Annotated in this window: 22 protein-coding genes and 1 pseudogene; 11 read left to right on the top strand and 12 right to left on the bottom strand. The window is 68.0% G+C overall.

Going from position 1 to position 23,239, the window contains the following annotated elements; translation table 11 throughout:
* Positions 1–121 precede the first annotated feature (121 nt).
* Together OHA70_RS31810 and OHA70_RS31805 are read left to right on the top strand one after the other, a co-directional pair.
* Positions 122–1,060 carry a hypothetical protein gene (locus OHA70_RS31810; protein WP_328323877.1) on the top strand — a complete coding sequence of 313 codons (939 nt, stop codon included), beginning with the start codon at positions 122–124 and terminating at the stop codon, positions 1,058–1,060.
* A 6-nt stretch (positions 1,061–1,066) separates the two neighbouring features.
* Positions 1,067–2,008 (top strand): hypothetical protein, encoded by a 942-nt coding sequence (locus OHA70_RS31805; protein WP_328323875.1) that lies wholly within the window; start codon positions 1,067–1,069, stop codon positions 2,006–2,008.
* Between the two features lie 42 nt (positions 2,009–2,050).
* On the opposite strand, the gene OHA70_RS31800 is transcribed toward OHA70_RS31805, so the two are convergent.
* The 3 genes from OHA70_RS31800 to OHA70_RS31790 all read right to left on the bottom strand — a co-directional run bounded on the left by OHA70_RS31800 (position 2,051) and on the right by OHA70_RS31790 (position 5,840).
* A complete protein-coding gene (locus OHA70_RS31800; protein WP_328323873.1) occupies positions 2,051–3,019 on the bottom strand; it encodes a Dyp-type peroxidase in 969 nt (322 codons plus the stop codon).
* A gap of 98 nt (positions 3,020–3,117) precedes the next feature.
* Positions 3,118–4,524, bottom strand: a complete 1,407-nt coding sequence (locus OHA70_RS31795; protein ID WP_328323871.1) for a pyridoxal phosphate-dependent decarboxylase family protein — start codon at positions 4,522–4,524, stop codon at positions 3,118–3,120.
* Positions 4,521–5,840 (bottom strand): MFS transporter, encoded by a 1,320-nt coding sequence (locus OHA70_RS31790; RefSeq protein WP_328323869.1) that lies wholly within the window; start codon positions 5,838–5,840, stop codon positions 4,521–4,523. Before OHA70_RS31790 ends, OHA70_RS31795 begins: the two co-directional genes overlap by 4 nt.
* Positions 5,841–5,897: 57 nt before the next feature.
* On the opposite strand from OHA70_RS31790, the gene OHA70_RS31785 reads away from it, so the two are divergent.
* Together OHA70_RS31785 and OHA70_RS31780 are read left to right on the top strand one after the other, a co-directional pair.
* Positions 5,898–7,388: a CPBP family glutamic-type intramembrane protease gene (locus tag OHA70_RS31785; RefSeq protein ID WP_328323867.1), complete on the top strand. Its 1,491-nt coding sequence runs from the start codon at positions 5,898–5,900 to the stop codon at positions 7,386–7,388.
* Between the two features lie 33 nt (positions 7,389–7,421).
* Complete coding sequence (locus OHA70_RS31780; protein ID WP_328323864.1) at positions 7,422–8,141, top strand: HAD family hydrolase; 720 nt, start codon at positions 7,422–7,424, stop codon at positions 8,139–8,141.
* A gap of 98 nt (positions 8,142–8,239) precedes the next feature.
* On the opposite strand, the gene OHA70_RS31775 is transcribed toward OHA70_RS31780, so the two are convergent.
* The 4 genes from OHA70_RS31775 to OHA70_RS31760 form a co-directional block, all read right to left on the bottom strand.
* Entirely contained in the window at positions 8,240–9,199 is a 960-nt protein-coding gene (locus OHA70_RS31775; protein ID WP_328323862.1) for a sigma-70 family RNA polymerase sigma factor, read from the bottom strand.
* A 369-nt stretch (positions 9,200–9,568) separates the two neighbouring features.
* Positions 9,569–11,641, bottom strand: a complete 2,073-nt coding sequence (locus tag OHA70_RS31770; RefSeq protein WP_328323860.1) for a S9 family peptidase — start codon at positions 11,639–11,641, stop codon at positions 9,569–9,571.
* 14 nt (positions 11,642–11,655) lie between these two features.
* Positions 11,656–12,459, bottom strand: coding sequence for an exodeoxyribonuclease III (locus OHA70_RS31765; protein WP_328323858.1), 804 nt, complete (start codon positions 12,457–12,459; stop codon positions 11,656–11,658).
* Positions 12,460–12,479: 20 nt separating this feature from the next.
* Positions 12,480–12,947: a DUF2269 family protein gene (locus tag OHA70_RS31760; protein ID WP_328323855.1), complete on the bottom strand. Its 468-nt coding sequence runs from the start codon at positions 12,945–12,947 to the stop codon at positions 12,480–12,482.
* An 83-nt stretch (positions 12,948–13,030) separates the two neighbouring features.
* On the opposite strand from OHA70_RS31760, the gene OHA70_RS31755 reads away from it, so the two are divergent.
* Entirely contained in the window at positions 13,031–13,480 is a 450-nt protein-coding gene (locus OHA70_RS31755; protein ID WP_328323853.1) for a MarR family winged helix-turn-helix transcriptional regulator, read from the top strand.
* Here OHA70_RS31755 and OHA70_RS31750 read toward each other — a convergent pair.
* Entirely contained in the window at positions 13,470–14,060 is a 591-nt protein-coding gene (locus OHA70_RS31750) for a TetR/AcrR family transcriptional regulator (RefSeq protein ID WP_328323851.1), read from the bottom strand. The two genes, OHA70_RS31755 and OHA70_RS31750, sit on opposite strands and share 11 nt — an antisense overlap.
* 69 nt (positions 14,061–14,129) lie before the next feature.
* Between OHA70_RS31750 and OHA70_RS31745 the strand changes: the two are divergent.
* The 5 genes and pseudogenes from OHA70_RS31745 to OHA70_RS31725 all read left to right on the top strand — a co-directional run.
* Positions 14,130–15,017, top strand: a pseudogene (locus OHA70_RS31745) (SDR family oxidoreductase); the annotation flags it as partial.
* The gene (locus OHA70_RS31740) at positions 15,014–16,168 is read left to right on the top strand and encodes a saccharopine dehydrogenase family protein (protein WP_328323849.1); all 1,155 of its coding nucleotides are present in this window, start codon (positions 15,014–15,016) and stop codon (positions 16,166–16,168) included. The pseudogene OHA70_RS31745 and the gene OHA70_RS31740, both read left to right, overlap by 4 nt.
* Positions 16,169–16,172: 4 nt before the next feature.
* Complete coding sequence (locus OHA70_RS31735; protein WP_328323846.1) at positions 16,173–17,036, top strand: alpha/beta fold hydrolase; 864 nt, start codon at positions 16,173–16,175, stop codon at positions 17,034–17,036.
* Positions 17,033–17,425 carry a YccF domain-containing protein gene (locus tag OHA70_RS31730; RefSeq protein ID WP_328323844.1) on the top strand — a complete coding sequence of 131 codons (393 nt, stop codon included), beginning with the start codon at positions 17,033–17,035 and terminating at the stop codon, positions 17,423–17,425. Before OHA70_RS31735 ends, OHA70_RS31730 begins: the two co-directional genes overlap by 4 nt.
* On the top strand, positions 17,422–18,174 hold the full coding sequence (locus OHA70_RS31725; protein ID WP_328323842.1) for an MBL fold metallo-hydrolase: 753 nt from the start codon (positions 17,422–17,424) through the stop codon (positions 18,172–18,174). The genes OHA70_RS31730 and OHA70_RS31725 overlap by 4 nt, the downstream gene beginning before the upstream one ends.
* Here OHA70_RS31725 and OHA70_RS31720 read toward each other — a convergent pair.
* A complete protein-coding gene (locus OHA70_RS31720; RefSeq protein WP_328323840.1) occupies positions 18,140–19,375 on the bottom strand; it encodes an MFS transporter in 1,236 nt (411 codons plus the stop codon). The genes OHA70_RS31725 and OHA70_RS31720 overlap by 35 nt on opposite strands.
* Positions 19,376–19,536: 161 nt before the next feature.
* Positions 19,537–20,052, bottom strand: coding sequence for a hemerythrin domain-containing protein (locus OHA70_RS31715; protein WP_328323838.1), 516 nt, complete (start codon positions 20,050–20,052; stop codon positions 19,537–19,539).
* Between the two features lie 85 nt (positions 20,053–20,137).
* On the opposite strand from OHA70_RS31715, the gene ddaH reads away from it, so the two are divergent.
* Complete coding sequence (gene ddaH / locus OHA70_RS31710) at positions 20,138–20,905, top strand: dimethylargininase (protein ID WP_328323836.1); 768 nt, start codon at positions 20,138–20,140, stop codon at positions 20,903–20,905.
* Here the strand turns inward: ddaH and OHA70_RS31705 are convergent.
* Both OHA70_RS31705 and OHA70_RS31700 read right to left on the bottom strand, forming a co-directional pair.
* Positions 20,885–21,850: a tetratricopeptide repeat protein gene (locus OHA70_RS31705; protein WP_328323834.1), complete on the bottom strand. Its 966-nt coding sequence runs from the start codon at positions 21,848–21,850 to the stop codon at positions 20,885–20,887. The two genes, ddaH and OHA70_RS31705, sit on opposite strands and share 21 nt — an antisense overlap.
* Entirely contained in the window at positions 21,843–23,204 is a 1,362-nt protein-coding gene (locus OHA70_RS31700; protein ID WP_328323832.1) for a DNA polymerase IV, read from the bottom strand. Before OHA70_RS31700 ends, OHA70_RS31705 begins: the two co-directional genes overlap by 8 nt.
* Positions 23,205–23,239 lie beyond the last annotated feature (35 nt).

Below are 23,239 nucleotides of genomic sequence, written 5' to 3'. Positions count from 1 at the left end.
GTCTTACCCACGCCACCGACAATTTCCGGCCGCAACTTTCGCCGTGCCGCCTGCATCTAGCTCCCTGTACAAGGTTGACTACGAGTCCAGGTCTAGACCGGTTCAAGCAAGGGGAGCGACCATGGTGAATGTTGAGCAGAGGCGACTTCGGGGCGCCTCCGCTGTCCTGGGGCTGACACTGCTGATGGCCGGCCTGGGGGTGACGAGCGCGGCGGGAGCGGCCACGGAGGGGTCGGCCACTCCCGCGGCCGCTTGTAGCTTGAGCCTGGGGTCGGGCGGTGCGCTCGGTGAGCACATCCGCCAGGAGATCAGGGCAACGGTCCCGCCGTCGATCACGCCCACCTGGACCACCGAGCACGTGTACACGCAGGGCGGCCCGTGGATGAGCAGCCGGTTCCAGTACGAGCCGGGCGCGGCAAGCGGCGGTCATGCCGACGGCTGGGTGGCCGTTGGCGACGGGATGTACCGGAGCCAGTACAACACCGACCAGAACCAGCAACTCGTCGGTCGGCCGATCTACCGGAGAATCGGCGGCGGCTGGGGGATGTTCCACACATTCGAGGAATCGCAGTACGTCGACGCCTCCTTCGATCGCACCAACGAGTACGCGCTGCGCAACGACGGCACGCTCTTCCGCTGGACCGTAGACGCGAAGGGCGCTTGGCACACCGCCGGGACGGCGGCCGGTTTCTCGGCCGTCAAGGCGATGGCGCTGATCAGCAAGACCCGCACGTACGACACCTTCCTCGCGAACACCCGCGGCGGCGCGCTCTACACGATCCACATCCCGACGAAGCTGCCGATGAAGCCGGTCGTGAAAGTGGTCCGGAAGTCGACCTGGCAAGGCTTCGACACGCTCATCGCACAGGGCTGCGGCAAAGGCGTCCTGCTGGTCGGCATCAACCGGGACAGCGAAGTGGCCTACCTCTACGCCGTCGGTCATGCCAATGGCACTGCCACGGCGATCCAGAACCGCGGCAAGTTGCCGGGCTCCTTCAACCCGACGACATACTTCCGCTGGGGCTACATCCCGGACCTCGATCAGTTCAGTGGAGAGTGATCACAGATGAGGACACGTTCTCTTCTCGCAGCCGTGCTTCTCGCCCTTCCGGCCACCGGCGTCGCGCACGCCACGGCGACTTCACCCAATCCGGCCGCTCCACCGAATGTGACCGCGCAGCAATGCGGCACCTTGGCCGGCGCGCTGACGGCGAACGGCTCGGTCAAGGTGCAGGACTTCTTCGCGACCACGCCGCCCTCGTCGACGGTCGACCGGACGGAGACGCCTGAGCTGTTCGGCCCGGGGCAGGTGCGACTCCCCGGCTCGGCGGCCTACGACGCCGACTATCTGGAGGGCTCGTCGCGGTCCGGCTGGATGGTGCTCGGCGACGCGATGTACTCGGTGAGCTGGTTCGTCCTCAACGAGACCTTCGACGTCGAGCCGGGCAGCTTCAAGACCACCAAGGTCGGCGGCGGCTGGGGCGCGTTCACCGCCATCGAGACCTCTCGGTTCGACGACAGCCGCGGGCACGCCCGGACTACGGAGTACGGGTTGCGGGGCGACGGCAACCTTTATCGCTGGACGATCGATGGCAAGGGCGTCTGGCACAGCACCGGCGTCGCCCCGGGTTTCGCGTCGGTGAAGACGTTCACCCTGATCAGTCAGACGCCGACGTACGACACGCTTCTGGCCAACACTCGCAGCGGCGGGCTGTACACGATCCACATCCCGACGACTGCGGCGATGAAGCCAGTGGTGAAGAACCTTCGCACCTCGACCTGGCAGGGCTTCGAGTCCTTGCAGGCGCATCGCTGCGGGCAGTACGGCACACTGCTGCTTGCCATCGACAAGGACAGCGACGCCGGCTACCTGTACGCCATCGGCCACGCGAACGGGGCTTCGACGGTGATCCAGAACCGCGGCAAGGTCCCCGCGACCTTCAACGAGCCGATCCTGTTCAACTGGGTCGCCCCGGCCGGCTACGACCTCCCGCCCTACGGCGAATAACCGATTCGAGCCCCGCGTACGCCGGTACGCGGGGCTCCGCCGTCAGGGAGCGGGCGGCAGGTCGTCGAGGAAGTCGGCCGTCGGGGTGAAGAAGAGCGTGCCGGTGACCGCGGTGGAGAAGTCGAGGATGCGGTCGTAGTTGCCCTCGGGCTCGCCGAGGAACATCCGGCGCAGCATCAGCTCGGTGACGCCGGGGTCCTTGGCGTAGCCGATGAAGTAGGTGCCGAACTCCTGGCTGCCGATCGTGCCGAACGGCATGTTGTCGCGCAGGATCTGCTGCTCGTTGCCGTCCTCGTCCTCGATCACGTTGAGCGCGATGTGCGAGTTCGTCGGCTTCTTGTCGTCGTGCAGCTCGATGTCCTCGAGCTTGGTCCGGCCGATCACCAGCTCTTGCTGCTCGACCGTGAGCGCGTTCCAGGCCTTCATGTCGTGCAGGTACTTCTGCACGATCACGTAACTGCCGCCAGCGAAATCCGGGTCTCCGTCGCTGACCAGGACGGCCTCGTCGGCCTCGGTGCCGGTGGGGTTCTCGGTGCCGTCGACGAAACCGAGCAGGTCGCGCATCTCGAAGTACTTGAAGCCGTGCACCTCGTCGACCACCGTCGCGGCGCCGTCGAGCTCCTTCATGATCTGCTGGGCGAGCTCGAAGCACATGTCCAGCTGGGCGGCGCGGATGTGGAAGAGCAGGTCACCAGGCGTCGAGACCGCCCTGTGCTTGGCGCCCTCCAACTCGATGAACGGGTGCAGCTTGGCCGGGCGTGGGCCACCGAACAGCCGGTCCCACGCGTCGGACCCGATGCTGGTGACGCAGGACAGGTTGCCGGCCGGCACGCGGAAGCCGACCGCGCGGGTGAGTCCGGTGACGCGTTCCAGCAGATCGCGGGCCTGCTCCTCGCCGCCGGCCTCGATCCTGACCACGAGGAAGATCGCCGATCCGGTCAGCGGGGTCAGCACGGACTGCGGCAGGGCACGGGTCGACGCGGTCGGCCCAGGCGTCGGATCGGTCACCATCGAGCACATCCTCCAAAGATTCGGCAGACGCCAGCCAGCATGCAACAAGGCTCGGGCAGAGCCCTCAAGTGGGTCGCATCGGCGGGTCCGGGGAGCGGTCAGCTAGGGCGCATCAGGCGGTCGAGGAAGGCGATCAGGAGTGCCTCGCGCAGGCGTGGGGGAGCGACGTCGAGCAGCGCGTTCACCGGTGCCATCCGCTCCGGCAGCGTCTCGCCCGTCCCCAGACCGGCGATCTCCAGCAGCCCGTCGAAGGCGGCATCGTCGAGTAGCGCTGGGTCCAGCGCCCGAGCTGCCTCCGCCAACTCGGGCGCGACCTGCACCGGACCAGCCTGCCGGGCTGCGTCGACCGACTGCTTGAGGGCGGCAAGCAGTTCATCCAGCCGCGGCGCCGTCGCCGCACTCATCGAGAGATGCAGCGACGCCGGTTGGTCGCGGAAGCTGAGCTGAGGCTGCACGAACCAACCGCGTGCGGTCATCTCGTCAGCGATCGTGAACACGTCAGCCCGCTCGTCGCTCGTCAACGCAACCAGGGTCGTCGCCGGTTGAGCAAGCACGGTCAGCCCGTCGATGGCGCCGGCTTCCGAGGCCAGTCGGAGCGTCGCGTCGTACGACGTACGAGCGAGGCGTTGGTAGCCGTCGTCGCCGATGTGCTGGACGACGGCCCACGCGGCGGCCAGCGGAGCGCCGGATTTGGTCGACTGGGTCGTCGAGTTGAGCATCGTGTAGCCCGGCCAGTCAGCGTGCGCGAAGTACTGCGGACGCCGCAGCCCAGGCGTCCGATGCAACAGGATCGACGCACCCTTCGGCGTGTACGCGTACTTGTGCAGATCCACCGAAATACTCGTCACCCCCGGTACTACGAAGTCGAACGGCGCAACCTCCACGCCATCCGCCCGCAGATAAGGCAGCACCCAGCCACCGATGCAAGCATCCACATGGAACCGAATGCCGCGCGCACTCGCCACCGAAGCGATCTCGGGAATCGGATCGACGACACCATGCGCGTACGACGGCGCACTAGCCACCACGAGCACCGTCGTGTCATCGCAAGCCGCAGCCATCGCGTCCGGATCCGCCTTGTACGTCGCCGCGTCCACGTCGACCGTTATCGCGCGAACCCCGAAGTAGTGCGCTGCCTTGTGGAACGCGGCATGTGCGGTGGACGGCAACACCATGGTCGGTTGCGCGATCCCGGGTGCCGCGTCGCGCGCGGTCTGCACCGCGAGCAGGATCGACTCGGTGCCGCCCGACGTGACCGTGCCGACTGCTTCGTCGCCTTGCAACAGGCGAGCCGCCCAAGCGACCAGGTCGTTCTCCAACGTCCGAAGGCTGGGGAAGACGGTCGGGTCGAGGCCGTTCGTCGCGCCGTACAAGGCGAGTGCTTGGCGGCCGATCTCGTCGGCCTCGGCCAGACCCGAGTCGTAGACATACGCGAGCGTGCTGCCGCCGTGCGTCGGCAGGTCACCTTGCTGCAACGCGCGCAGCCGGGCCAGTACGTCGGTCATCGGGCCTCCAGAACCTCTTCGGCGGTCAGCTTGTATCGCCTGAGTGCGAAGAAGCTGACGGCGATCAGCAAAGCAGGGACCACCGACATTCCGAGCACGATGGCCGTCAGCGCCGAGCCGGGCTGGACGGCGTCGCGGTTGGTGGACGAGACGTAGCCGCCGGCGGCCAGCACCAAGGCGTACAGGCCTGGGCCGAGAGCGAGGCCGAGCGTCTCGCCTGCCGTCCAGATGCCGGTGAAGACGCCCGCCCGACGGATGCCGCTGCGGGCCGCGTCGACTGCCGTGACATCGGGGAGCATGGCAAGCGGGAACACCTGTACTCCGGTGAAGCCGACTCCGACGATCGCGGTGGCGAGGTACACGCACCAGGTCGGGACATGCTGGGCGGGGATGACGGCGATCGCTCCCAGGCCGAGCACGGCGGAGGCGAGCAGGAAGCCGGTCTTCTTGCCGTATTTGTTGCCTATGGCAAGCCAGAGCGGGCTGACCAGCAGCGCCGGGCCGACCACGCAGACGAAGCCGATGGTGGCGGCGCCGGGGTTGCGCAGGACGTACCGGGCGAGGTAGTCGATGCCGGCGAGCATCGAGCCGATCGCCAGGGCCTGGAGGACGAGGGTGGTGAGGAGCCAGCGGAAGTCGGCGGCTTGCGCGACAACACGGAGTTGCTCGCGCAGGGTGCCGGTGGTTTCGCGGGTGGTGCCGATCGGGGCGCCGCGCGTTCCGTAGTACGCGCCGAAGGTGCCGATGGCGAGCAGAAGCGCGACGGTGAGGCCCATCACGCGGTAGCCGTCGCGGCCGCCGATCGCGTCGCGGATGGCGGGGGCGCTGCCGCCGCTGATCAGGATCGCGATGGTCAGCACGGCGACGCGCCAGCTCATCATCCGGGTGCGTTCGGTGTAGTCGTCGGTGATCTCGGCGGGCATCGCGATGTACGGCACCTGGAAGAACGCGTACGCCGTCGCGCACCCGACGAACGCGAGCAGCACCCACGCCGCGTCGAACACCTTCGAATCCAGATCCGGTACTGCGAACAGCAACGCGAAGCAGGCAGCAAGCGAAAGCCCACCCCTGAGCAGGAACGGCCGTCGCGGTCCTTGCGGCGACTGATGCCGGTCCGAGATCCGCCCCGCCACCGGATTGAGCACCACATCAAGCGCCTTGGGCAACAACACGATCGCTCCGGCCGCCGCTGCCGCGATCCCCAACGTGTCGGTCAGATAAGGCAACAGCAGCAACCCCGGTACCGTCCCGAAGGACCCGGTGGCCACCGACCCCAACGCATACCCCACCCGAACCCGCACCCCCACAACACCCATGCCCCGAAGCATGCCAGCCCGCCCCCTCCATTACCCCCAATCTCATAGAGTCTCCCCATGGATCCCCACCAGGACCCGCCCCCCGCGGACACCCCCTCTGCCGACACCCCACCGGCAAATGCCGACCAGGACCCCGCTGCAACTCCGCAGCCACCGGCAGAGCGGCCGCCTCAGGACACAACTGGTTGGCAAGCTCCTGGCCAACCACATCAGAACCCCACGACCTGGCAGGCTCCTGGTCAGCCGCCGGTGCAGCCAGGCGGCTGGCAGCCGCCAGCAGGCTGGTCACCGCAGCAACCACCGCCCTACGGCGCACCGCCGCAGCAGCCACCGCCGCCGCAGTACCCGGGCGCACCCCAGCACCCCGGCCAGCAGCCGCCTTACCCGCAGTACCCGGGCCAGCAGCCGCAGTACGGGCCTGCGCCGGGTAGTTCGCCGTATCCGGGGGCTTCGCCGTATGCGCCGGCGCCTGGTTATCCGCAACCCGGTGCGCCCGCGCCGTACGGGCAGGGGGCGTATCAGCAGTACCCGCCGCAGCCATATAGCCAGTACCAGTTCGGGGTTAAGGAGCCCCGGATCGTGCCGGCTGCCGCCGGTACGCCGTTTCACCGGCTTGCGCGGACTCCGTTGCACCGGTGGTGGCGGCCGGTTCTCGGGACGATCGTGCTGGGGTTGCTCGCGATCTTCACGACGATCCTCATCATCGGCGTCTGGGATCTGATCTCGCCCAGCCCGTCGGCCGGCGACAGCGCGGACAGCTTCTTCGAGAACCCGACCGAAGACATCGCGATCAACCTGGTCCTGCTCGGCGTCCTCACCCCGCTCGTCCTGCTGATCGCCCGCTGGATCCAGCGCCGGCCCGCCTTCAGCGTCGCCTCGGTGCTGACGAAGATCCGCTGGCGCTGGCTGGCGTTGTGCTGCCTGCCCGGCCTCGGCTACCTGGTCCTCAACATCATCCTGGGGAACGCCTTCGACGCCCTCTTCCCGAACGTCGACACCGGCCCCGACACGACCGACGACGGCTCCTGGGTCGGCTGGGGACGGTTCGTAGTACCGGCCCTGGTGATCCTGTTCCTCGTCCCGTTCCAGTCAGCGGCCGAGGAGTTCGTCTTCCGCGGCTGGCTGGTCCAGGCGGTCGGTGCCTACGGCCCGGACAACACCGACGGCAAGCCCTTCGTCAGGAACCTCAAGCGGCTCTTCCGTTCCCCATGGCCGGCCCTCGTCGTGAGCAGCGTCGCGTTCGTCTTCGGCCACGGCTACACGGGCTGGGCGATGGCCGACATCTTCCTGTTCGCGATGACCGTCGGCTGGCTGACGATCAGAACCGGGGGACTGGAGACCGGCATCGCGCTGCATACCGTCAACAACCTGATCGCGTTCATGATCCCCGCGGCGCTGGGCCAACTGTCCGACTGGTCCGAGCAGGGCGGCGCTCCCTGGTCGGTCTTCGTTCTCGACCTGCCGTGCATCGCCTTCTACGCGGCCGGCGTCCTCTGGCTCGCCAAGCGGAACAACATCGCCCGGGTCAGCGCCGAGAAAACAAGCTGAGTTCTGTCGGCACCCTCTGGCAAGGTGTCGGCCGTGACAAACGTGAAGACTGAACCGATCGAGGCCGTCCTGTTCGACTGGGGCGGCACCCTCGCCACCTGGCACGACATCGACCTGTACGACGTGTGGCGGTCGGTGGCCGCCCTGATCGACGAGGCACGGGCCGACGACCTCGCCACCCGGCTGCTCGAGGCCGAGAACTCGATCTGGCGCCGATCCCGCGACGAGCACCTCAGCAGCACGCTGGAAGAGGTCTGCCTGCTGGCCGACGTGGCGATGACCCCGGTTGCCCTGGCCGAGTACGACCGGCGCTGGCACCCGCACACCGAGCTCGCGCCGGACGCCATCGACACCTTGCGCGGACTCCGCGATCGCGGCCTGAAGCTGGGCGTGCTGTCCAACACCATCTGGTCGCGGCAGCGGCACGAGGACATCTTCGCCCGCGACGGCGTCCTCGAACTGCTCGACGGCGCCGTCTACACCAGCGAGATCCCGTACTCCAAGCCGCACCCAGAGGCGTTCAAAGCCGCGCTCCAAGCCGTTGAGGTAGCGGAGCCGGCCCGGGCGCTCTACGTCGGCGACAGGCTGTTCGACGACGTCTGGGGCGCGCAGAATGTCGGCATGCGCGCCGCTCACATCCCGCACAGCGCGATCCCCACCGAGCAGATCGGCCACACCGAAGGCGTCCCCGACGCCACCATCCAGAACCTCGCCGACCTGCTCCCGCTGATCGACACCTGGAACGCCCGCTAGACCAGCGTGACCTCGCGGGCTGGAACACGGGCCGAACGTGAAGGACCCCCGGGCCGCGGTGGCGGCTCGGGGGTCCTTGGGGGAGTTGGTGGTGCGGGTCAGGCGGCCAGTGTCGGGTCTGCCAGGAGACGCAGGCGCCCGAGGGCCTCGCGTTCGATCTGGCGGACGCGCTCGGCGGAGATGCCGTGCACCGCGCCGATGTCGGCGAGCTTGGCCTGGCGGCCGTCGTGCAGCCCGTACCGCCGACGGATCACGTCCGCCGACCGGGGGTCGAGCTGGTCGACCAGGCTGAACAGGCCGGACCGGTCCGACGCGTCCGCGACCAGCTGGTCGGGGCCCGGCGCGGTCTCGGCCGCGATCAGGTCGCCCAGCGAGGTCTCGCCCTCGTCGTCGATCGGGTTGTCCAGGCTGATGTGGTCCCGGCCGATCCGGATCAGGTCGGTCACCCGCTCCGGGTCCAGGTCCAGCTCTTCGGCGATCTCGGCGATCTCCGGCTCACGCCCGAGCTTGCGCTCCAGCGTCCGCCGGGCCGACCCGATCTGGTTCAGCTGCTCCACCACGTGTACCGGCAGCCGGACCACTCGGGCCTGCTGCGCGATACCGCGGGTGATCGCCTGCCGGACCCACCAGGTCGCGTACGTCGAGAACTTGAATCCCTTGCGGTAGTCGAACTTCTCCACCGCGCGGATCAGGCCCGTGTTGCCTTCCTGGACCAGGTCCAGGAGCGGCATCTGGGACCGTCCGTAGCGGCGGGCGATCGAGACCACCAACCGGAGGTTCGCGGTCACGAACCGCTGCTGTGCGCGCTGGCCCTCTTCGGCCAGCCACTCGAGCTCTTCCTCCGTCGCAAATTTGGGCGCTCCGCCCTTCTTGCGTCCAACCCGCCCCTCGGCCAGCAGTTGCTCCGCGAGGAGACCTGCCTCGACCGTTTCAGCGAGCTCGACTTCTTCTTCCGCGGTCAGCAAAGGAGTGCGAGCGATCTCTTCCAGGTAGAGACCGACGCTGTCCTTACCGTCGATACCGTCGTCCGTGGACCGGACACGAGCCATGCGAGCCACCGAAACTCCCTTCGTCGTTACATGGAGAGCAACGCTCGAGTGAGGTTCAAGATTCCACGATGAGTGTGTAAACAGCCTGAACGTTCCCTGAGATTTCCCGGCACCCTCGCGGGGCCGAAACCGCCCCCTGCTGCACGCTCAGTGCCCCGGTTCTGCGCGCCGCACACACGGTCCGCGCACATTCGGCTTGATTCGTGGGGTTTCCGGCCCGAAAAGGCACCGCGAACAATTCTCAGGTTTCTCACTGAGCGGCCCCGAATGGCTGCTGAATCAGCCATTCGGGGCCGATGAATGTGTCACAGGACACATGCATCTGGTCTGCTCTCACTGATTGACAACGCTGGAGGGTCCGGCAGTCTTCCCGAGGGCTCAGGCCAGGCCGAGGGTGTCGAGTTCCCAGGCGAGGGTGAAGGCGACCTCGCGCCAGGCGTCGTACCGGCCGCTACGGCCGCCGTGGCCGGCGTCCATCTCGGTCTTCAGCAGGACATCGACCTTGCCGCTGGCGGTCGCGCGCAGCTTCGCCACCCACTTGGCCGGCTCGACGAAGAAGACGCGGGTGTCGTTCAGGCTGGTGATCGCGAGGATCCGCGGGTACTGCTGGGCCGTCACGTTCTCGTACGGCGCGTACGACTTCATGTACTTGTAGACCTCGGGGTCCTCGAGCGGGTTGCCCCACTCCTCCCACTCAATCACGGTCAGCGGCAGCGACGGGTCGAGGATCGTGGTCAGCGCGTCCACGAACGGCACCTCGGCCACGATGCCGCCGAAGGCCTGCGGCGCCAGGTTGGCGACCGCGCCCATCAACAGACCGCCCGCCGATCCGCCCTGCGCGACGATCCGCTCAGGCCTGGTCCAGCCCTCCTTGACGAGGTGCTCGGCCGCCGCGATGAAGTCGGTGAAGGTGTTGCGCTTGGTGAGCATCTTGCCGTCGTCGTACCAGTGCCGTCCGAGCTCACCGCCACCCCGGACATGCGCGATCGCGAACACCACACCACGGTCCAGCAGTGACAGCCGCGGGATCGAGAACCACGGGTCCATCGAGCTCTCGTACGACCCGTAGCCGTAGAGCACGATCGGCGCGTTCCCGTCCTTGGCCACGTCCTTGCGCGCCACCATCGAGACCGGCACGCGGGTGCCGTCCGGTGCGGTCGCCCATTCCCGGTACTGCGTATAGGCACTCAGGTCGACCCCGCCGAGCACAGGCTGCTGCTTCAGCGTCCGCCGCTCACCCGTCGCCACATCCACGTCGTACGTCGTACCGGGTGTCACCAGCGACGTGTAGCCGAACCGGTACCGCGTGTCCTGCCACTCGTCATTGCGCCCCGGCGACACCGTGTAGATCGGCTCGTCGAAGGTCAGGGCCTCGGGTGCGCCGAAGGACCCACCCTCGCGCCGCATGATCGCCAGCTCGGTCAGCGCGTCGCGACGGCGGTACAGGATGACGTGGTCGGCGAAGGCGTCGACACCGAGCAGCCGGCTCGACTCGTCGCCCTCGATCAGCGTGGTCCAGGTGCCGGGAGAGTCCAGGGGCGCGGTGGCCAGCGAGAAGTTGGACGCGTCGGCGTTGTGCACGATCAGCAGCTGGTCGCCCGCGTGCTCGACGTCGTACTCGACGCCCTCACGGCGCGGCACCACCACAACCGGATCGCCGGTCGGGTCGGAAGCGTCGAGAAGCCACGCCTCGCTGGTCAGCTTGCTGCCGAGGGAGATCATGATGGCCTGCTCATTGCGGGTGAGGTCGACGCCGACCCAGAACCGCTCGTCCGGCTCCTCCATCACGAGCACGTCCTCGGAGGCGCCGAGGGTGTGCCGCCAGACCTGGTGCGGCCGCCATGCGTCGTCGACCTTCGTGTAGAAGATCGTCGAGCCGTCGGTGGACCAGGCGGAGCCGTAGTGCACACCGGGCAGCTCGTCCGGCAGCAGCTCGCCGCTGTCGAGGTCCTTGATCCGCATCGTGAATCGCTCGTCGCCGGTCAGGTCGACCGAGTACGCGAGCAGCCGGCCGTCGGGGGAGACGTCGACCGTTCCCAGCGAGAAGAACTCCGAGTCGCCGGCCAGCTCGTTGCCGTCCAGCAGCACCTCTTCGCCGGGGATCTCGCCGTCGGTCGCGGGCGGCTCGTCGCCGGCCGCCTTGACCCGGCAGCTCAGCGCGTACTGCTTGCCCTCGATCGTGCGGGCGTAGTACCAGAAGCCGCCGCTGCGGGCCGGTACCGACAGGTCGGTCTGCAGGGTCCGGTCCGAGATCTCCGAGAAGATTGCCTCACGCAACGATTCCAGGTGCTCGGTGCGGGCCTCGGTGTAGCTGTTCTCGGCGCGCAGATAGTCCAGCACCTCGTCGTTCGTCTTGTCCCGCAGCCACTCGTAGTCGTCGACGAAAACGTCTCCGTGGTGCGTGCGTTCGATCGGTTTGCGGGCGGCTACTGGCGGCTTCAACTCGGACATGCCGCGAGACTAACTCAGATCTGATAGCTCGCGACGACCGGCGCATGGTCGCTCCAGCGCTCCGCATAGGTCGGCGCCCGATGGATCACACAGGACGTCGCGGCGGCTGCCAGTTCGGGGGAGGCGATCTGGTAGTCGATCCGCCAGCCGGCGTCGTTGTCGAAGGCCTTTCCGCGCCACGACCACCAGGAATAGGGTCCCGGTCCGTCGCCGCCGAACCGCCGGCCGAGGTCGACCCAGTCGGCCTCGAACAAACGATCCAGCCAGGCCCGCTCCTCGGGCAGGAAGCCGCTCTTCTTCCGGTTCGCCTTCCACGCCTTCAGGTCGACCTCGCGGTGGGCGATGTTGAGGTCACCACAGACGAGTACGTGCCGCCCGTCGGCGCGCAGTGCCGACAACCGCTCGGCGAAGGCGTCGAGGAAGGCGTACTTCTCCGCCTGCCGCGGCGGCGTCTCGAACTCGCCGGTGAACACGTAGGTGCTGATGGCGGTCAACGTCGAACCGTCGTCGAGGACCACATCAGCCTCGACCCAGCGCCCACTCCCGCTGAACCGCTCGGGCCCGATCTCCGCGTTCTCCTGCTTGATCGGCCGCCGGCTCGCGACGGCGACCCCCGCCCGCCCCTTGTGCCCTTCCAACGCCGGCTCGGCATGGGCAATCTGCCAGTCCGCGCCCAGATGATCACGCAGTACTTCATCAGTCGCCCGTACTTCCTGCAGCAGCAACAGATCCGGATCGGTCTCCTCGAGCCACCCGGCCATCCCTCGCCGGTACGCCGCCCTGATCCCGTTCACGTTCACCGTCGCAACCTTCAGCACCCCGGCACCTTAGCTGCTGGTCACACCCCGGTCGTCGAGCCGGGCCGGACGATCATCAGCACGGTGACGGTCGCCCATAGCAATCCGAAGATCCCCGTCGTCATCGACAGCCTTCTCGCGCGGGGGAGCAGAGCGGTCCGCGCCTCGTGATCCCGATCCGCTGCGGCAATGACCTCGGCCTGCACCGGAAGTACTGCGACCACGAGCACTCCGGCCGCCACCGCGGTCAACGCCATCGAGATGATCAGCCACACCTCACCCAGTACGCCGAGCCCGGCACCGACTGCGATCCCGAAGACGGGCACCGCGATCCCGCCGATCGCATAGATGTTGCTGATCCGGTGCAGCACCCCCAGTACTGCGGTCTGCGGCTGCTCGGCGGCCAGTTCGCGGCGGGCGATCGGCGGGAACATGCTGGCGGCGACCGTCACCGGGCCGACGAAGATGATGGCGGCGAGCACGTGCACGCTGAGCAGGAACTTGTTCATCGCGACCTTCCTGGGGGTTAGTTTCAGGCAGACTGTAACTCACCTATCAGTCTGGCTGAAACTAGTCCTGCGATGATGGCTGGGTGACAGAAGCATCAGGGGGACCACCGGCCGGCGCCGCGATGAGCCCAGCGTTGCTGCTGATGATGCTCGGTCGTCAGCTCCGCGAGCAGGCAGAGATCGAGCTCCGCGAGCAGGGCCTGTCGATGCGCCACTTCTCCGCGCTCGGCCACCTCGCCCACCAGCCCGGCCTCTCCTACAGCGAGCTGGCCCGTCGCGACGGCATCACCGCTCAGAGCATGCAGTCCACCCTTCGCCAGCTCCAGGACGTGGGCGCCGTCGAACTCCTCACCGAGCCGGGCCGCGGCCGGACAGCGGACCTCCAGGTCACCGAGGCCGGCCAGGCGCTGCTGGAGAAAGGCCGGGCCGTACTCCGAGCCGCCGACCAACACCTACTCGATGCCCTCGGCAACGAAAGTACCGGGCACCTGGCCGACCTGGTTCTGCAGGCGTTGGTCGGTCTCAAGAAGTAGCAGTGCCGAGGATGGCGTCGAGGGAGCGTTCGCAGAGGTGCTCCAGTTCGTCGGGCGAGACCGTGGGGTTGTCGATCCACCTCAGGAGAGTCTGCTCGACGTAGCCCTGCCAGCCGTGGCATGCGAGCTCGACCGATGGGGTGACGGTGATTCCGCGCTGAGCGACGGCGTTGATCACCCATTGGCTGAAGACCTGCCGGAGCTCCGAATGCAAGGCCCGTACTGCGGGGTCGCCGGCTGCTGACATCAATAGGGTCGCGCGGTAGAGCTGAGGCGCCTCGAGTACGGCCCGGACGAAAGCCCGGATGCCGCTACGGAGCTGCTCGGCCGGGGGGAGCGAGAGGTCGGGAGCCGTCCGCAACATCACCTCGGCGGCGGCCGCTTCGATCACGGCGTACTGGAACTTCTTCTTCGAGCCGAAGTAGTGAAACAGCAGCGCAGGCGAGACGCCCGCCTCGGCGGCGACGAGCTCGACGCTCAGCTCGCGGTGCGGGTCCGCCTCGAGGACCCGGCGGGCGGCGTCGAGGATCTGGGTCCGGCGCTCCGCGGGCTGCAATCTGGCGGACGAGGTCTGGCTCACGGGCCCAGTGTATTGAGTAATCGGTCAACAAGCACTTACTGTTGAGTATCCACTCAACAGGCGGAGGTCACGATGGCTGGCAAGGTTGTGCTCATCACCGGCGCGTCACGCGGGATCGGAGCGGCCGTCGCGCGCCGACTGGCGGGTGAGGGAGACACGCTGGCGCTGGTCGGCCTGGAGCCTGACGAGCTGAAGAAGGTCGCCGAGGACTGCGGTCCGGACGCTGGCTGGTGGGAGGTCGACGTTACCGACCTCGAGTCGCTGCGCACGGCGGTGGACTCGATCGTCGAGCGCTATGGCCGGATCGACGTTGTCATCGCAAACGCCGGTATCGCGGCGCCGGGCTTCACCCGGAGCATGGACCCGGCCGTCTGGGAGCGCGTTCTCGACGTCGACCTGTACGGCGTCTGGCGGACCGTCCACCTCACCCTGCCGCACCTGCTGGCGAGCAAGGGCTACCTGCTGCTGGTGTCGTCGCTGGCCGCCGTCGTCCACATCCCTGGGCTCGCGTCGTATAACGTCGCCAAGGCCGGCGTCGAGGCGATGGGCAACAGCCTGCGGTCCGAACTGAAGCATCTCGGCGTGGACGTCGGCGTCGCCCACCTGACCTTCGTCGACACCGACATGGTGCGCGGCGTCGACGAGCACCCGGTGTTCGGCAAGGTCCGTACCGGCGTCCCGCTGATCAGCAAGACGTACCCGCTCGAATTCGCCGTCGACAAGTTCCAGCAAGGCATCAAGAAGCGCTCTCGCGTGATCCATGTGCCCGGCTGGATCAGCGTGCTGAAGATCTTCCGCGCGCTACTCCCGCACGTGATCGAACTCGGCGCCAGGTTCAACGTTCCGAAGGCCGACCGTGCGGCGCTGGCCGACATCGAGGCCCGTGGCGCCGCGGCCTCCTCCCGCGCGTCGGGCGCGGGCGGCAAGGCGGACACCGAGAAGGCCACCAAACGATGAGTCGCAAGTACGACGTCGTCATCTTCGGCGCGACCGGATTCACCGGAGCGCTCACCGCCCAGTACCTCGCCAAGAACGCCCCGGCGGAGTTGAAGTGGGCCCTGGCCGGCCGCAACCGCACCAAGCTGGAGGCGATCCGCTCCAAGCTCGGCGTCGAGGTCGACCTGCTCATCGCCGATGTCGACGATGCCGCCTCACTCCGGGAGATCGCCGAGGCCGCCCGGATCGTCGTCACCACGGTCGGCCCCTACGTCCGGTACGGCGAACCGCTGGTGGCCGCGTGCGCGGAAGTCGGCACCGACTACCTCGACCTCACCGGCGAGCCCGAGTTCGTCGACCGGATGTACGTCGCCTACAACGCGAAGGCGATCGAGACCGGCGCGCGGATCATCCACTGCTGCGGCTTCGACTCGATCCCGTACGACCTGGGTGTCCAGTACACCGTCGAGCAGCTGCCGAAGAACGTCCCGATCAAGGTCGACGGCATGATCCGGGCCGGCGGCAAGCCATCGGGCGGCACCCTGCACACCGTGATCACCGCCTTCTCGCGCGGCAAGCAGAACCTCGATGCCCACCGCGCCCGACGCCGGGCCCAGCCGCGTCCGACGAATCGATCGGTCAAAGTCGTGACCGGCAAGATCCATCGCAGCCAAGGCTTCTGGGCCGTCCCGTTGCCGACCGTCGACCCGCAGATCGTGGCGAACTCGGCGGCGCTGCTCGACGAGTACGGACCTGACTTCCGGTACTCCCACTTCGCCGCCGTGAAGCAGTTGCCGGTGGTTGCCGGTGGCATCGCCGGCGTCGGTCTGCTCGCTGTCGCCGCGCAGATCCCACCGGCCCGCAACGCCATCCTCAACAGGATCAAGGCCGGCGAAGGACCCACCGAGGAACGCCGCGCCAAGTCGTGGTTCAAGGCCCGTTTCATCGGTGAGGGCGGCGGCAAACGTGTCGTCACCGAGGTGTCCGGCGGGGATCCCGGCTATGACGAGACCGCCAAGATGCTGAGCGAGTGCGCGCTCTCGCTGGCCTTCGACTCGCTCCCGGAGACCTCCGGCCAGGTGACCACAGCCTCGGCGATGGGACCGGCGCTCCGCCGGCGATTGGTTGCTGCAGGCATCAAGTTCGAGATCCTGAGCGTCGAGGACTACTGAGCCCATGCGGTACGTGACAAGCGCCGACGGCACCCGGCTCGCCGTCTACGAGTACGGCGAGCCGACCGCTCCCGCGCTGATCGCAGTCCACGGGTACCCGGACAACGCGAAGCTCTGGGAGCCGGTCGCCACCAGGCTGGCCGAGCACTTTCGGGTCATCACCTACGACGTCCGCGGCGCGGGGGAATCGGACCAACCGCGGCAGCGGGCGGCGTACCGGCTGGAGCGGCTCGAGGAGGACTTCACCGCAGTGATCGACGCGGTGTCGCCTGGGCAACCGGTGCAGTTGCTTGCGCACGACTGGGGATCGATCCAGTCGTGGCACTTCGTGACGAGCGAGCGGATGCAGGGACGGATCGTCTCGTTCGTGTCGATCTCCGGACCGTCGCTGGATCATGTGGGCTACTTCATGCGGGGTCGCTGGCGGTCTCGCGAGGGGCTGAGGCAGCTCCTGCATTCCTGGTACGTCTTCTACTTCCAGCTCCCGTGGCTACCGGAGCGCGGCTGGCGGAAGGGCTGGGCGCATCGCGTGTTCGGACAGTTGCAGGCCAGCGCGGGCGGGAAGGCTCCTGGCGAGGGGGAGCGCTCTCTGGGGGACTACGTCAACGGGCTGAACCTGTACCGGGCGAACGTGCTCCAGCGGCTGTGGCGTCCGCGGGAGCGGCGTACCGGCGTACCGGTGCTAGCTGTGTCACCGGACGGGGATGCGTTCGTGACGACGCCGATGCAGACCGACGTGGCGCGGTGGGCCCCGAACCTGAGCGTGCAAGTGGTCAGGGGCGGCCACTGGTTGCCCCGGAATGATCCCGGACTGGTGGCCCGTTTGACCCTTGAGCACACCCGCCGGGTGGCAGGCTGGAGGGCATGAGAACGCTTCTGAACCTGATCTGGCTGGTGCTGGCCGGCTTCTGGCTGGCCGTCGGCTACGTCGTCGCCGGGCTGATCTGCTGCATCCTGATCGTCACCATCCCGTTCGGCATCGCGTCCTTCCGGATCGCCGGTTACGCCCTCTGGCCGTTCGGCCGCACCGTCGTGGACAAGCGCAGTGCGGGCGCCGGCTCGGTGCTCGGCAATGTCATCTGGGTGATCGTGGCCGGCTGGTGGCTGGCGCTGGGTCACCTGGCCAGCGGCATCGCGCTGTGCGTGACGATCATCGGCATCCCGCTCGGCCTGGCCAACTTCAAGCTGATCCCGATCTCGCTGCTCCCACTCGGCAAGGAGATCGTCCCCTCGGACCAGCCCTTCGCCACTCGATGAGGTCACTGACGGTCCTCGGTTCCTGCGGCGCGTGGCCCGAGCCGGGTCGCGCGTGCGCGGGTTTCCTGCTCGAGTACGACGGCTTCAAGCTCGTACTCGACCTCGGCTACGCCGCGTTGCCGCAGTTGCTCAAGTACTGCCCTGATGGCGGCGTCGACGCGGTGATCGTCACCCACCAGCACCCGGACCACTGCGTCGACGTCAGCGCCCTCGCCCGCGTCCGGTACTACGTGACGCCCGACGCCCCGCCGATCCCGCTCTACTCTCCGCCCGGCGTCCTCGACGTCTTTAGAGCACTCGAACCACGCCCCGACCCTGCCACCGTCTTCGACGTCCACGACCTGGCCGACACCACCGTCGGCCCGTTCCGCCTGGAAACCGCTCTCCTACCGCACTATGTGACCAATCTCGGCGTCCGACTGAGCACCCCCGAGCTGACAGTCGCGTACACCGGCGACAGCGGCCCTGGCCCAGAAGCCGCCGCATTGGCCGCCGGCGCCGACCTCTTCATCTGCGACGCGACCCTGCAAGGGCCATCGCCGGACACGACTCCTCGCTACGTGATGACTGCGACCGAGGCAGCCACGGCAGCAGCCGGTGCGAGCAAGCTGCTGCTGACGCATTTCTGGCCAGGCTCCGACCGGTCCATCTCGCTGGCCGAGGCCACGCAGGCTTTCGACGGTGAGGTCATCGCCGCCGAAGAGGGACTCGTTGTCAGTCTGGAAGGCGGGCGTGGCGGAAGCTGCTGAGTTGTAGCCAGATCGCCTGGACGACCATCAGCGCGACGCCGACCCACAGGGCGAACTTGATGCCGTAGCCGTCGGCCAGGATGCCGCCGAGCGGCGCGCCGACCACGATCATCGCCCGGTTCAGTGACCGCGTGGTCGCGTTCATCCGGCCGAGCAGCCCGGACGGCGTGATCGACTGGCGATAGGCCATCTCGATCGGTCCGTCGAGCCCGAGCGAGATGCCGAACAGCAACTGCCCGGCGCACAACAGCGCGATTCCGCCGATCGAGTCACCGGCCAGCGGGACCGTGAGGTAGGCGATCGGGCTGAGCCACCGGCACGCGATGATGCCCGGCCCGACGCCGAAACGACGCCCGTACCAGCCTGAGGCGCCCGCTCCGAGCACCGAGCCCAGCCCGGTGCAGCCCAAGGTGATGCCGAGCACGATGGCACCGTGCTCGAATCCGAGGACGTAGGCCAGGTAGACCGTGGTGAGCAGACCCTGTGCGATGAACCACAGGTGCGACGTCAGAGTGACCGGGCCGAAGGCAGGATTGCGATAGACCCAGTTCAGTCCCTCGCGGATCTCCCGGCGCAGATGGCGTGGCTGATCCTTGCCTAGGGCAACTTCGGGCTCGAGGGTCCGGACGGTGCTGAGCAGGATGGCCGAGGTGAGGTACGAGATCGCGTCCAGCAGGATCGCGAGCGGCGCGCCGATGATGCCGATCACCACACCGGCCAACGGCGTACCGGCGCTTTGGGCGACGGCGGCGCTCTGCTCCAGCCGGGCGTAGGCCGCAGTCAGCAGTGGCTTCGGAACCAGTACGGGCGGGAACGACTGGTGCGCCGCGTCGTACACGATCGACAGCGAGCCGAACGCCAACGTGACGCAGACGAGCAGGGGATAGGTCAGCGCATCGAGGGCGGCCGCGAGCGGAAGGATGCCGAGCACAACGGCCCGGGCGAAGTCAGACCCGATCAGTAACGGCCGGCGGCGATGCCGGTCGACGTATACCCCGACGAGCAGCCCGAAGAGCGGGTACGGCAGCCAGGCCGCGGCGCGGAGAATTCCTAGCTCGGTGGTACTGACCTGCAGCGTGAGCTTCGCGATGATCGGCACGGCCAGCGCCGTGAACGCCGAGCCCGCCATGGACACTGCGTCCGCGGTCCAGAAGCGCACGTACCCGGGATGCTCCAGCAGCGGATAACGGCGGCGGCCCATCCCCAGACCCTATGAGACAGATCTGCTGAGCCGGCTACCGCCCTGATCCCGCCGCCTTGGGCACGGGCCAGCCGCACTGACGCCGATTCTGGCGACTGGCCCGTGCTCAAGGTCGGTAGGCTCCACCGCAGCACCCCGCCGAGCCGGCGGTGGGCGCGCGGCTAGTTCTTGGACTTCCCGACCACTGTGCGGACGTTCTCGATCGAGCCGCAGCCGCTCTCGATCAGCCGGGCTCGCTCCTCGGCGAACACCTCGCCGAGCTTGGCCCGGTCGTCCGCCGAGATGTCGGTCTTGGCCGGGTTGAGGACGTCGCGCTCCTCCTCGTCGAGGTGGTGAGACAACGCTTCGGAGAGCTCATGCGTCTTGTCGCTGAACTCCTCGCTAGAGGTGTCCTCGACCTCCATCAACGCGAGCAGCGCTTCGTTGCCCTCGTCGTGCTCGTGCTCGGAGTGCTCGACCTCTTCGGCATCGATCGCGTGCTTCTTGCGCAACGACGGATAGACCTTCGACTCCTCCGCCTCGGCGTGCGCGATCAGCACGGTCGCCAGATCCGCCAGCACCGCCGCACGATCGGCCTGTACGTCGCGCAGTTCGCGCAAGGCCTCCTCGAACCAGCGATGGTCGGCGAGGATGACCTCGACCACATCGCCACCGGTCTGCTGCAGGATCTTCGGCATGCTCACGTCCTCCAAGTCCGAACCACTGTGGACCTCCGGTACCCGCATCGGCCGACCTCAACCACGCTCGGGTTAGCCTGCGTGGATGGTCACCGTCCGTGCACTCGTCCGCCGCCCGAGCCCACGCCTCGCCGAGGGCCTGCTCACCCACCTCGAACGCGTCCCCGTCGACCTCGATCTCGCGCAACGCCAATGGCAGCAGTACGTCGATGCGCTGGAGGCCGCCGGCTGGAGCACCGTCGAGGTGCCACCGGTCGATGACTGCCCCGACGGTGTCTTCGTCGAGGACACGATGGTTGTCTTCGACAACCTCGCCGTGATCGCCCGGGCCGGAGCCGACGAGCGTCGTCCCGAAGCAGCCGAGGCCGAGCGTGCCGTCGCCGCGCAGGGCTACCGGATTGCGCACGTCACCGAGCCCGGCACCTTCGACGGCGGCGACATCCTCAAGGTGGGCTCGACGGTGTATGTCGGCCTGGGCGGCCGCACCAACCAGTCGGCGATCGACCAGTTGCGCGAGCACCTCGAGCCACTTGGCGCGGAGGTTGTCGCCGTACCGGTCGAGAAAGTCCTGCACCTGAAGTCGGCGGTGACTGCGCTGCCCGACGGCACCGTGATCGGCTACGAATCGCTCACGGACAATCCGGCTGCCTTTCCGAAGTTCCTCGCCGTACCAGAGGAAGGCGGCGCGCATGTCGTCCTGCTGGGGGAGGACCGGCTCCTGATGGCGGCGTCCGCCCCCAAGACCGCTGACCTGTTCCGCGAACGCGGCTACACGCCCGTCGTCGTCGACATCAGCGAATTCGAGAAACTCGAAGGCTGCGTGACCTGTCTGTCAGTCCGCCTTCGGGGCTGACAGCCACCGCCGCCGCGCGGCCGCAGCCAGCTCGCGATCCCGTTTGCTGCCCCGATCGGCAGCGTCACAGGCCCTCGACAGCAGCTCCCGAAAGACCTCCGTGTCAGGGTGGCCGGCACCAAGCCCTTCGGTGCTGTCGGCAACGGTCGTCTCCAGCACCTCGACCGCGGTGCCCGGCTGATTGACATAGGTGTTGGCTTCGCCGAGCGCGGCCCGGGTTCGCAGGACCTGGGGGTGTTGCCGGCCAAGGGTTTTCTCGTCCCGGTCGAGCAGACCGGTCAGCAGCTTCGCCTCTTCCCGCGGCCCACCGACCATCAGCCGGGCTCCGGTCACGCCTTCGATGGCGATCCGGGTGAGGTCGTGATCGGATCCGAACACCCGCCACAGCTGAGGCGTGATGAGCTCGAACCAGCCGATGGCCAGCCCGTAGTCGCCGGTTGCCAGCAGCGCCTGCGCTACTCGTAGCCGGACCTGAAGGGTGGCGGGATCGTCGGCCTCCAGGACCTTCTCGCAAGCGGTGAGCGACGCCTCGTACAGCGGGAGAGCGCCGGCGGAATCCGTTGCTGCCCACCGGGCCTCGGCCTCGTGGTACGTGGCATCGACCAGCTCAGGATGGTTCTTGAACTCCGACGGCGGCGGCTCCGCCGACAACGACGGAGACGGAGGCGGCACGGCGGCGGGGCCCTCGAGCAGCCGGCGGCCGACGAAGCTGCGGCCGCCGGTCTTGATGATCCGGAACCGGCCCCGGAACGCGACCGGGATCAGCAGGAAGGTCGAGTAGAGCGTGCGCACCGACGAACCGCAGTCCGGGCAGACGTCTCGATGGCCGTAGAAGCGGCTGCCCATGCCGCTGAGCCGGGTCGCAGCATCCGGCGCTCGCCAGGCTGTCGACGACGCGGTGCAGGCTCGGCAGAACGGGTACACCCCGCCGCGGACGTCAGTCATTCAGCCCATCTTGGCCGGTTTCGGCCGGTTTGTCGTCTTCGACGCCTGAAAGGGCGCGTTTCGTGAGCTCCGGATCGGTCACCGCGAAGGTCCGGACCGGCCCGGCCGGCGTCAGCGCGGTCTCGAACCGCACTGTCACCAGACCCCGCCCGGAACCCCAGACCCAGCCCTCGCCGTGCTGCGTGTGCACGACATCCTGACCCGGGTAGTACCCGACGAGCCGGTCCCTCGGCCGCTCGGGCAATTCGACCACCTCGACCGGTACCTCCTCCGCGTGCTCGCTCTCCGTGAACAGGTCGTCCTGGATCCAGTCCGCGAGCGAGGACACCCCGACGCCGAGCAACCGGATCCCGCCGGAGATGTCGCTGTCCTCCAGCAACCGCTTGGCCATCCGGGCGATCACCCGCGGATCGTCGGTCGGCCCCGCGAGCGTCGACGAGCGGGTGTGCGTCGTGAAGTCGTGCATCCGCGTCTTCACCGTGACCGTCCGGCCGGACAGCTGCGCCTTCTGCAGCCGCTCCGAGACCCGATGGGCCATCCGGTCGCCGATGGCCGCCAGCAACGACCGGTCGATGATGTCGGTCTCGAAGGTGTCCTCGACGCTGATCGACTTGGTCTCCCGATCGCTCACCACCGGCCGGTCGTCCGACGCGGTCGCGAGCCGATGCAGGCTCGACCCGTGCGCCGAGCCGACCTGCCGGACCAGCTCGTCCTCGTTCAGCTGCTGCAGATCGCCGACCGTCCGGACCCCGGCCATGCTCAGCCGTTGCGCGGTCGCCGGTCCGACACCGGGGATCACCGTCACCTGCATCGGCGCGAGGAACTCGGCCTCGGTGCCGGCCGGTACGACGACCACTCCGTCGGGCTTGTCGAGATCACTCGCGATCTTGGCGATCAGCTTCGACGTGCCGGCCCCGACCGACGCGGTCAGGCCACCGCTGGCCTCCTTGATCGCCGCCTTCAGGTCGTTCGCGATCGCCTCGACGTCCTCGACCGTCAGGTTGCTCAACCCGGCCGCCGCCAGGTCCACGAACGCCTCGTCCAGCGACAGCGGCTCGACCAGCGGTGACAATGCGCGCATCTGGGCCATCACGGCCTGACTGACCACCCGGTAGACCTCGAACCGTGGCCCCAGGTACGCCGCGTGCGGGCAGCGTGAGCGCGCCTCGGCGGTCGACATCGCCGACCGTACGCCGTACTTACGCGCCTCGTACGACGCCGTCGAGACGACTCCGCGCAGGCCGATGCCGCCCACGACGACGGGCTTGCCGCGCAGGGAGGGCTTGTCCCGCTGCTCGACCGCTGCGAAGAACGCATCCAGGTCGACGTGCAGGACGGACGGGTCGGTACGCACGAACCCCAGTCTCCCCGGCGCCACCGACAATTCGG

It is taken from the genome of Kribbella sp. NBC_00382 (genome assembly GCF_036067295.1).
In the GTDB taxonomy this organism is placed as follows: Bacteria; Actinomycetota; Actinomycetes; order Propionibacteriales; family Kribbellaceae; genus Kribbella.
Note: the sequence above shows the minus strand (reverse complement) of the source record. Positions and strands in the feature narration are given on the sequence as shown.